4 protein-coding genes are annotated in these 10,591 nt (G+C 67.1%); 2 read left to right on the top strand and 2 right to left on the bottom strand.

Going from position 1 to position 10,591, the window contains the following annotated elements:
• Positions 1–80: 80 nt before the first annotated feature.
• Positions 81–1,391: a hypothetical protein gene (locus ACFZB3_RS23015; RefSeq protein ID WP_391377805.1), complete on the bottom strand. Its 1,311-nt coding sequence runs from the start codon at positions 1,389–1,391 to the stop codon at positions 81–83.
• Between the two features lie 187 nt (positions 1,392–1,578).
• On the opposite strand from ACFZB3_RS23015, the gene pglW reads away from it, so the two are divergent.
• Both pglW and pglX read left to right on the top strand, forming a co-directional pair.
• Complete coding sequence (pglW, locus tag ACFZB3_RS23010) at positions 1,579–6,291, top strand: BREX system serine/threonine kinase PglW (RefSeq protein WP_391377803.1); 4,713 nt, start codon at positions 1,579–1,581, stop codon at positions 6,289–6,291.
• Complete coding sequence (pglX, locus tag ACFZB3_RS23005; RefSeq protein ID WP_391377801.1) at positions 6,288–9,914, top strand: BREX-2 system adenine-specific DNA-methyltransferase PglX; 3,627 nt, start codon at positions 6,288–6,290, stop codon at positions 9,912–9,914. The genes pglW and pglX overlap by 4 nt, the downstream gene beginning before the upstream one ends.
• Here pglX and ACFZB3_RS23000 read toward each other — a convergent pair.
• Positions 9,841–10,389: an ATP-binding protein gene (locus ACFZB3_RS23000; RefSeq protein WP_391377799.1), complete on the bottom strand. Its 549-nt coding sequence runs from the start codon at positions 10,387–10,389 to the stop codon at positions 9,841–9,843. The two genes, pglX and ACFZB3_RS23000, sit on opposite strands and share 74 nt — an antisense overlap.
• Positions 10,390–10,591: the final 202 nt, after the last annotated feature.

Below are 10,591 nucleotides of genomic sequence, written 5' to 3'. Positions count from 1 at the left end.
TCCGAATAGTCCTTCATCGCCATCGGCGGTCTTCTCGCTTCCTCCGGATCAAGCAGATCCAGTATCAGCGTGTCCACCACTCAGGGGGAGGCTCCGTAACCCTCACGGGCTCGTTGCAGCCCCAGGTCCCGGAGCTGTTCGACGCTGGTTCCGACGGTTCCGACCATGCCGAGCTTCACCAAGTCCGTGAATTCCGAGCTGACGAGATAGCGGCCCACACGCTCGTAGCTGATGATCCGCCCACCTCGCTCGCCGCGTGTGCAGTCGTCGTCCAGCAGCACCCGGGCGTAGGAGAGGGGAAGGTACATGCCATGTGCCAGGTCGGAGGAGGAGGTCGCGCTGTCCCGCCAGTAGGCGAACTTCAGGAAGCACGAATCCTGGGCAAGGCGCCACTCGTGAGGGCGCGTGGGCTCGCTGCTGAGCTGCGACACCTTCTCCAGGCGGTCCATCTGCCCGCGAAGCTGTTCGTCCACCCGGTACTCCTTGCCTCGCGGGTCCAGCCGTTTGTACTGGACGAGGACGAAACTGTGGGTGGGATGGTGGTAGTAGATCATGTCGGTACCCAGTCGGTTCTCGACCGGGGTGGCGTTGACGTTGACGATCTCGAGTCGGCGTCCTGTCGAATCCTCCAGGACATGGATGTCACACAGCACATCGCTGAGCCGCCGCCAACCGTCGAAGAATTGCGACATGTCTCCGAGGCCGACTCGCACGTCGTGCTCGATCAGGCTCTGCTCGAAAGGTTCTGGGATGAGACCTGCGAGATAGGTGTCATCCCGGTTGAGGGGGCGGTCCCAGGCAGCCAGTGCGGAGTGGGGGAAGTCAGTCAGGCGAGTGAGGGAATCGGCCGCGTCTTTCTGTTCCTGCCATGCGCGGTCCGCGGCATCGTCGGGCCTGAAGGCAACCGGGTTGAGCTGGGCCAGTAGCCAGTCGATGTACGGCGTCAGCTCCGGGTGGCTCTGCTGGAGCGCTGCCCGGAGGGCCTGCCATGTTTCCGTTCCGCAGTATCCCGCGCTCCCCGACAAAGCATGCTCCACCGCGGCTCGGTGGGCAGGGGAGAGGGCGGCGAGGATGCCTTCGGGGCCATCGAGTGGAACTGCCTCCGGGCAGCTTCTCATGGGCTCGATGGTGATGCTTCTGTCCACCGGTCCCACAGCGTTGATGCGCAGAACCGACCCCACCAAGATGATGAAGCGGCCACGTTCGGAGAATTCCCGGCGGCCGTTGCCGGCCGAGCCTGCCCTGTTGTCGCAGACAAGGAACGCTAACCGCGTCCCTTCGGGGGACGTGTCGAGTTCCGTGGGCAGTGCCTTCGTGAAACGTTGCGTGATGAGCCAGTCCGGTTCGTTCTTCGCGATCTGGCTCGGTGTGAGGGTCACTATGTAGGTCACGAGCCGACCCTACCGACGACGGAAAGGCTGGTTCCGATGTCACGCAATGCCTGGTTCAGTATATATGTCCTATAGTTCCGTCCTTCATCACCCCTTCTCATGTCACAGGCACGGACTAGGATCGTCGTTCTGGGTCTGACCATGGGGAACGGCGACCCTTGAGGGACACACGGAGCGGGGAACAGGCATGCGGGAAGGCCGGTGGGTCACGGTCACCGAGTCCGAGTTCGATCATGAACGCCGCGGCCTGGAGGCGATCCGGGAGAAGCTGCCGGACTCCGACCCCTGGCGCGCCTGGTCGAACTTCACCTTCACCGCGAACACCGGCCACGTCCGCGAGGTGGACCTGCTGGTCGCCGCCCCCGGCGGCGTCTGCATGATCGAGCTGAAGGACTGGCACGGCTCGGTCACCTCCGAGAACGGCACCTGGGTGCAGACCACGCCCGGCGGCCGTCGCCGTACACACGGCAACCCGCTCCACCTGGTCAACCGCAAGGCCAAGGAACTCGCCGGCCTCCTCGCGCTGCCCGGCCACAAGCGGGTCTGGGTCGCCGAGGCCGTCTGTTTCACGGACAACAGCCTCCGGGTACGACTGCCCGCTCACGACCAGAACGGCGTCTACACCGTCCACCAGCTGGTCGAGATGCTCAAGCAGCCCCCGAACGACGAGCGCCGCCGTATCACCGCGATCGCTTCGCGCGAGATCGAGGCGGCCCTCAAGAACATCGGCATCCGCAAGAGCGACGCGCAGTACAAGGTCGGCCCGTACGAGCTGGAGCGGAAGTCCTTCGACTCCGGCCCCACCTGGGCGGACTACCTCGCCCGCCACAGCGACCTGCCCGAGGCCGCCCGCGTCCGCATCTACCTCAGCGAGCGCGGCTCCGACGCGTCCCTGCGTCAGTCCGTCGAGAACGCCGCCCGACGCGAGGCCGCGGTGCTGGGCCGTTTCAAGCACCCGGGCGTGGTCGAGCTCAAGCAGTACTTCCCCTCCGGGCACGCGGCCGGCCCCGCGCTGATCTTCGACTACCACCCGGCGACGCTGAAACTGGACGAGTACCTGGTCCAGTACGGCGAGAAGCTGGACATCCTCGGCCGCATGGCGCTGGTCCGCCAGCTCGCCGAGACCATGCGCTCCGCGCACTCCAGCCGCATTCACCACCGGGCGCTGGCCGCCCGCTCGGTGCTTGTCGTCCCCCGCCCGCGCGGCGGGAAGGGCCGGGCCGTCGGGGAGGAGGCCGCCTGGCTCACCCCGCAGCTCCAGATCTCCGACTGGCAGATCGCCACCCAGCGCAGCGGCGACTCCTCCCAGGGCCAGGGCATGACCCGCTTCGCGCCGACCGCCCTGTCCGCGATGCACCTCGCCGACGACGCCGACGCCTACCTCGCCCCCGAGCTCACCGCCCTCAACCCCGACCCGGTCTACCTCGACGTGTACGGCCTCGGCGTCCTCACGTACCTACTGGTCACCGGCAAGGCCCCGGCCGCCAGCCAGGCCGAACTGCTGGCCCGCCTGGAGGCGGGTGAGGGCCTGCGCCCCAGTTCCCTGGTGGACGGCCTGTCGGAGGACGTCGACGACCTGGTGCAGGCCGCCACCGCCTATCGCCCCGGCCAGCGGCTCTCCAGCGTGGACGAGTTCCTGGAGCTGCTGGAGGTCGTCGAGGACTCCCTGACCGCCCCGGCCCAGTCGGCCACCGGCACGGTGGCGCCGGGTGAGGAGGACGAGCCCCTCGCCGACAAGGACCCGCTGGAGGCCGTCGCCGGTGACGTGCTCGCCGGCCGCTGGGAGATCCGCCGCCGCCTCGGCACCGGCTCCACCAGCCGTGCCTTCCTCGTCCGCGACCTCCAGGCGGAGGCCCACAAGACCCGCCCGCTGGCCGTCCTGAAGGTCGCTCTCTCCAACAACCGGGCCGAGATCCTGGCCCGCGAGGCCGAGGCGATGGGCCGCCTGCGCCCCCACTCCGGCATCATCCGCCTCGTCGAACCCGAGCCGCTGCACATGGGCGGCCGTACGGTCCTGGTGCTGGAGTACGTAGGCGACGAGCGCGACGAGGGCGGGCAGGGCACCGAGGCGGCCGGCGTGCGCCCGCGCCGCCGTGAGGAGACCGTCGCCCGTCAGCTCCGCGAGAACGGCCGCCTCCAGGTCGACCAGTTGGAGGCGTACGGCGACTACCTCTTCGGCGCCGTCGACTTCCTGGAGGGCGAGGGCGTCTGGCATCGCGACATCAAGCCGGACAACATCGCCATCCGCATCCGCCCCAACCGCACCCGCGAACTCGTCCTCATCGATTTCTCCCTCGCCGGCTACCCCGCGAACAAGACCGACGCGGGCACCGACGGCTACCTCGACCCCTTCGTCGACGTCATCACGCGCGGCTCGTACGACTCCCACGCCGAGCGGTACGCCGTCGCCGTCACCCTGCACCAGATGGCCTCCGGCGAGCTGCCCAAGTGGGGCGACGGCAGCGTCCTGCCTCGCATGACCGACGCGAAGGAGTGGCCGTACCCGACGATCGCGGCCGAGGCCTTCGACCCGGCCGTACGGGACGGACTCGTCGCCTTCTTCCAGAAGGCCCTGCACCGCGACGCCGGGAAGCGCTACCCCGAGCTCAAGCCGATGCGGGACGCCTGGCGCAAGGTTTTCCTCGACGCGTCCCAGACGGTCCCGTCCAGCCACCGCACCCGCGCCTCGGCTCCGGCGGCTACGGCGTCGGGGGAGGCGCTGCCAGCAGAGGGCACCACCGCCGCGGTGATCGCGGACGCCGAGCCGGAGACCGCCGAGCAGCAGCGGGACCGGCTCGCCGCCGAGGTCGCTCGGGACACCCCGCTGACCGTCTCCGGCCTCACGCCCGCCGCCCAGTCCTTCCTCTACGGCCTCGGCATCACGACGGTCGGCGAACTGCTCGACTACAGCCGCCGCAAGCTCGTCAACGCCCCCGGCCTGGGCGCCAAGACCCGCAACGAGGTCCAGCAGCGGCAGCGCGAATGGGGCGAGCGGCTGCGCGAGGCGCCGGTATCCCCGCTGACGCCGAAGGGGCGGGCGGAGGCCAAGGAGGAGCTGGACCAGCTCACGGCCGCCGAGTCGGCCCTGGTGGGCCGCCTGGCGACGGGCGAGTCGGCGGGCGCGCTGCCCGCCCGCACGCTGCGCTCGGTCAGCCTCGACACCCTCGCCACCGTCTTCGTGCCGGCCGTCAACAACAACGGCTCCAACCGCAACAAGGCGGAGATGGTGCGGCTGTTGCTGCGCCTGCCCGACGAGCACGGGGTGCTGCCGGACATCGGCGTCTGGCCGAAGCAGAAGGATGTCGCGGAGGCTCTTGGGCTGAGTCATGGCCGTATCCCGCAGATGCTCAAGGAGGAGCGCAAGCGCTGGAAGGCGGAGCCCGCGGTCCAGGCGTTGCGCGAGGAGATCGTCGACCTGCTGGTGAGCATGGGGCGGGTCGCCTCGGCCGTGGAGATCGCGGACGCCCTGGCGGTCCGCCGCGGCACGCATCTCGCGGGGCGCGAGCAGCGGCGGGCGATGGCCCTGGCGGCCGTACGGGCTGTGGTCGAGGTCGAGCAACTCGTCCCGCAGGAGGCGGAGTTCCAGCACCAGGCGAACCGCAAGGCGACGGATGAGTCCTTGGGGGCCGGCCTGCTCGCGCTGGATGTGCGGGAGACCGACGGCCCGGACACCCCCACTGCGCCGGGCTTGTTGGAGTACGCGACTCGTCTCGGCAAGACGGCTGACCGGCTCGCGAGGCTGGACACCCTGCCGACGGCGGCGACTGTGCTGGCCGAGCTGGGCGCGTTGACGGTGCCGCCGGGGGCGGTGGAGTGGGACGAGCGGCGGATGGTGGAGCTGGCGGCTGCGGCGTCGGTGAACGCCGCGGCCACTCCGCGTCTGGAGATCTATCCGCGTGACTTGTCGCTGGTCAGGGCGTTGCGGCTCACGCAGGCGGGGCTCGTGCGTTGGATTCCGGGAGTGCCGGAAGGGCGGCAGCCGGGTCTGACGGGCGAGGACGTGCACGAGCGGGTGCGTGCACGCTTCCCCGAGCTGGTCGTGGTGGACGGGCGAGGCGGCGCCTCCCACGAACTGCCGACGGCCGGCCCGCTGACCAAGGCCTTGCGGGACGCGGGCTTCGAGCTGTCGCTCAACATGCGCGACGACACGGGGACGCTGCGGTACTTGCCGACGCGGATCGACGACGCGTCCAGCTACCTCACGACGGGCGCGTGGCGTCAGTCGACGCGTACGGGGGCGGTGACGCGGTACGCCGACGACCCGCAGCTCGCGGGCGCGGTGCGCGCGGAGGAACGGCTGCTGGCGTCGGCTCGGCGGGACGGGTACCGGGTGCTGACCGTACGACAGCAGCTGGTGCGGGACGCGGTGCGGGAGCTGGGTGCCGAGCGGCTGGGCGCGGGTGCGGTGTCGGTGACGGAACTGTTCCTGGAGGCCCTGCACGCGCAGGTCACGCCTGGCACCAAGCCGACCTGGGAGACGTTGCTCAAGGCGGATGCGGCCGAGCCGGGGTCGAAGGGTGCGGTGCGGTTCGCGGAGTACGTGCGGACGGCGTGGGGTGCGGTGGAGCCTCGGGTTGCGGAGCTGCTGGGTGACGGTGACGGTGGCGGGGCCGGGAGCGGTCCTGTGCTGCTGACGGAGGCCGGTGTGTTCGCGCGGTACGACGCGATGGGCGTCCTGGACCGGCTGGCGTCGGCGGCTCGGCGGGGCGGGCGGGGGCTGTGGCTCCTGGTTCCGCAGAGTGATCCTTCGCGTGAGCCCCGGCTCGGGCAGGTGGCTGTGCCGTACCAGGCCGGCCTGGGAGAGTGGATTCAGCTTCCGGACACGTGGGTGGGTAACGCCCACCGTGGGTCCGGCGAGGTTGTGGCTAGTGCCAGTGGTGTCGAGGGAGACGTCAAGTGATCGACCGCAAGGCTCTGTTGAACGACCTGAAGCAGCAGGTCAAGGCGGTCGAGACCGACCTCGGGCGACAGGTGAAGGCGCTGGGGGAGGTCGGTGCGCGGCTGAGGGCCGAGTACGAGCAGGCGCGCAAGCTGGGGCGTACGGCGGCGACGTGGACCTCGTGGCTGGACGAGCGGGTCACGCAGGTCGCGGTGGCGTGGGTGCTGGGGACTGTTTTCGTGCGGTTCTGCGAGGACAACCGGCTGATTCCGGAGCCGTATCTGACGGGGCCGGAGGGGGATAGGCGGGAGCTGGCGGAGTCGCGGTACGACGCGTATGTGGAGTCGGACGAGGATCCGACCTACCGGGGATGGCTGGAGAAGGCGTTCGAGGAGCTGGGGCAGGGGCAGGCGGGACGGCTGCTTTTTGATAAGCGGCACAACCCGCTGTACCAGGTTCCGCTTTCGCATGACGGTGCGCGGGAGTTGGTCGAGTTCTGGCGGGGGAGGGATGAGGGGGGTGTCCTCGTCCACGACTTCACCGACCCGCTGAACGAGGACGGTACGGAGGGGTGGGACACGCGGTTCCTGGGGGACCTGTACCAGGACCTGAGCGAGGCCGCGCGGAAGACGTATGCGCTGCTCCAGACGCCGGAGTTTGTTGAGGAGTTCATCCTCGATCGGACGATGAATCCGGCGGTACGGGAGTTCGGGTACGAGGGCCTGAAGATGATCGACCCTACGTGTGGGTCGGGACACTTTGTGTTGGGGGCGTTTCGGCGGTTGGTGCGGCTGTGGGGGGAGGGGCAACCGGGTAAGGACGTGCATGAGCGGGTGGCGGCCGCACTGAAGTCGGTGCACGGTGTGGACGTCAACCCATTCGCCGTGGCTATTGCTCGGTTCCGGTTGCTCGTTGCGGCGATGGCGGTAGGTGGTGTGCGGACACTGGCGGAGGCGGCGAAGTACGACTGGCAGGTATCTCTGGCGGTCGGAGACTCGCTGATCAAGTCGCGCCGCTCTCAGCAGGGCAACTTGTTCGGCGGGCTAGACGAGGACTTCGCGGACGAGTTGGCTGAATTTAAGTACGCCACGGAGGATGTGCACGAGTACCCGGACATTTTGCAGCTGGGTCGGTATCACGTGGTGGTGGGGAACCCGCCTTACATCACAGTCAAGGACAAGACGCTAAATTCCCTTTACCGAGATCTGTATCCGGCTTGTGCGGGCAAGTATGCGCTGTCGGTGCCGTTCGCCCAGCGGTTCTTCGAGCTGGCCAAGCGTGGGGACGCTGATGGGCACGGCTATGGCATCGTCGGGCAGATCACTGCTAACTCGTTTATGAAGCGGGAGTTCGGAACGAAGCTCATCGAGGGGTACTTCGGGCACGCGGTGGAGCTGACCGAAGTAATTGACACATCGGGTGCCTACATTCCGGGGCATGCGACGCCGACGGTCATACTCGTGGGTAGGCGGCGGGGCGGCGATGGGCGATCGCCGGTTATCCGGACCGTTCGCAGTGTGCAGGGTGAGCCGACTGCGCCTGCAAAGGGAGAAGAAGGCCACGTTTGGAAAGCGATTCTGCATCAGATCGACAAGCCGGGTTCCGTGAGTCAGTGGGTGGCAGTTGATGACCTCGACCGTGAGCAGTACTTCGGTCGGCAGCCATGGAAACTGGCTGCAGGAGGGTTGGAGATGACCTCCCGGATCGAGGAGTGTAAAGCCTCTACGGTGGGAACCGTTGCGACATCGATTGGTATCACTAGCTTTACGCTAGGAGATGACCTCTATTTGCTTCCTGAACGTAGTGCGCGACGTATTCGCCTGCCAAAAGTTTTTACGCGCCCAATGGTGACGGGTGACGTGTTGCGGGATTGGCAGGAGGGAGAGATGGATGCGGCAGTCTTTCCCTATGACGAAGATTTTCTCCCGATTGATGTTGGCGAAGCGCCGGAAGTGTTGCGCTATATGTGGCCTGCGCGGATCGAAATTTCACGCAGTGTTCTGTTCGGCGGAAAGACAAAGGTGCAAGCGGGTCTTCGATGGACGGAATATGGGCGCCTGACGGCGAGTAAGCTTCGCGTTCCTCTCTCGATTACATTCGCCTTCGTTGGGACGCATAATCACTTTGCATTGGACCGTGGTGGCAAAGTGTTCAAGCAGACCGCTCCTGTAATTAAATTGCCGAATGGGGCAAGCGAAGATGAGCATCTGCAGTTGCTTGGGCTGCTTAATAGCTCAACGGCTGGGTTCTGGCTGAAGCAAGTAAGTCAGTCAAAGGGTAACGGCGGCATCGGTGGTGGAATCTCCGACGAGTTGTGGGAGCATCGGTTTGAGTTCAATAGCACTAAGCTAGGGGAATTCCCCCTTCCGGCTAATTACCCCACCGTGTTGTCCACTGCCATAGATGCCCTGGCTCAGCGGCTCAAAACTTGGAGCCCTGGAACTGTGGCTGATGAATCCACGCCTTCTGCCCAGGTTCTACGTGGGGCCAAGACTCACTGGGTATCGATCCGTTCCCGCATGATTGCCCTCCAAGAAGATCTGGACTGGCAGGTCTACTCCCTCTATAACCTCCACTCAAAGGACCTCCGCGTTTCCGAGGATCCCGACGACCCCAACATCCCCGAACTTGCCCTTGGGGAGCGCGCTTTCGAGATCCTCCTCGCCCGCCGCGTAGCCGCAGGTGAAGCCAGCGACGAGTGGTTCAAGCGGCACAACTCCACCCCGATCACGGAGATCCCCGCCCACTGGCCCGCCCCGTACCGCGAGATCGTTCAGAAACGCATCGATGCCATCGAGTCGAACCGGGCAATCGGTATGGTGGAGCGCCCCGAGTACAAGCGACGCTGGGCCACAGAGGGGTGGGATGCCCTCCAGGAGAAGGCCCTCCGCTCATGGCTGCTCGACCGCATGGAGAACCGCGACCTCTGGTTCGACGAGAACAGCCAGCCCACTATCCTCACCCTGGCCCGTCTCGCCGACGCCCTCTCCCGCGATGAGGACTTCGTCTCCGTTGTCAAGCTCTACGCGCCCCGTAAGGAATTTGCGAAGGCCGTCGCCGAGCTGATCACCGACGAGCATGTGCCGTTCCTCTCCGCCCTGCGCTACAAGCCGTCCGGTATGAAGAAGCGCGCGGACTGGGAAGAGGTGTGGGACCTCCAGCGAAAGGAGGATGCCGTGCCGGACGAGCCTGCCAAGCGGAAGATCCGGGACTCCATCCCTGTGCCGCCGAAGTACACCTCGGCCGACTTCCTCCGTCCGTCCTACTGGAAGGCGCGTGGCAAGCTCGACGTGCCCAAGGAGCGGTTCATCTCCTATGGGCAAACCAACGCCGCCACCCCCGAGCTGTGCGGGTGGGCCGGCTGGGACCACCGGGAGCAGGCGCAGGCCCTCGCCACGTACTTCACCAACACCGCTCTGTCCACCGAGGAGATCACTCCGTTCCTCGCCGGCCTGCTGGAACTCCAGCCGTGGCTGTACCAGTGGCACAACGAGTTCGACATGCTCTACAGCGGCTCCCCGGCGGACTTCTTCGCCGGTTACCGCCAGCAGAAGCAGGGCGAGCACGGACTCACCGACGACGACCTCCGTAACTGGCGTCCCCTGGCCGCAACCCGAGGCCGCCGCGCAGCCGTGAAGAAGTAGCCGGAGATGACTCGATGTTGGGCCTGTACGCCGATGTCGAGTCTGCCAAGCGAGGGGCCGCCGGGTGCGTGTGCGGGTGGCCTCCGGCAGGTGCGCGCAGCTTTGCCCATACGGTCTTGCCGGGGGCGGCCGGGCGAGGGGTGACTCCCCAGTCGTCCGCGAGCGCGGCGACGAGGTGGAGGCCGCGGCCGGACTCGGACAGGGCGTCGGGGGTCGGGGGAGTGGGCGAGGGCTGCTTTTCGGCGCGGGTGTCGGTCACCTCAACTCGGAAGGTGTCCTCCGCCAGGGTGAGTTGGAGGTGGAAGTCCCGGCCGGGGACGTGGCCGTGGCGTACGGCGTTGGCGGTGAGTTCGGCCGTGATGAGGGTGAGTGTCTCGTTGACCGGGGTCGTGTAGGGGTGGCCCCAGTCGTTGAGGCGGTGTGAGACGAGGCGGCGTGCCAGGCGGGCACCGCGTGGGGTTGAGGTGAAGCGCATGGTGAACTCACGTTCGGGGACGGGATGCTGTGTCATATGCCCGTTCGGGGGAGTTACTGACTTCATGCGGTCAACGGTCGCGGACAGTGAGTAGCGTTGAACAGGAGTGATGCGCTGACGGGTGCGGGCTGTACACGTGGGCGGTGCGCTTGTACGTGGTATTGGGCGTGACCGGTTTCCGGGCCGTGCGTTGGCCGGGCGG

The organism is Streptomyces sp. NPDC008092 (assembly GCF_042957285.1).
Taxonomy (GTDB): domain Bacteria; phylum Actinomycetota; class Actinomycetes; order Streptomycetales; family Streptomycetaceae; genus Streptomyces.
This window is presented reverse-complemented; position numbering and strand designations above follow the sequence as displayed.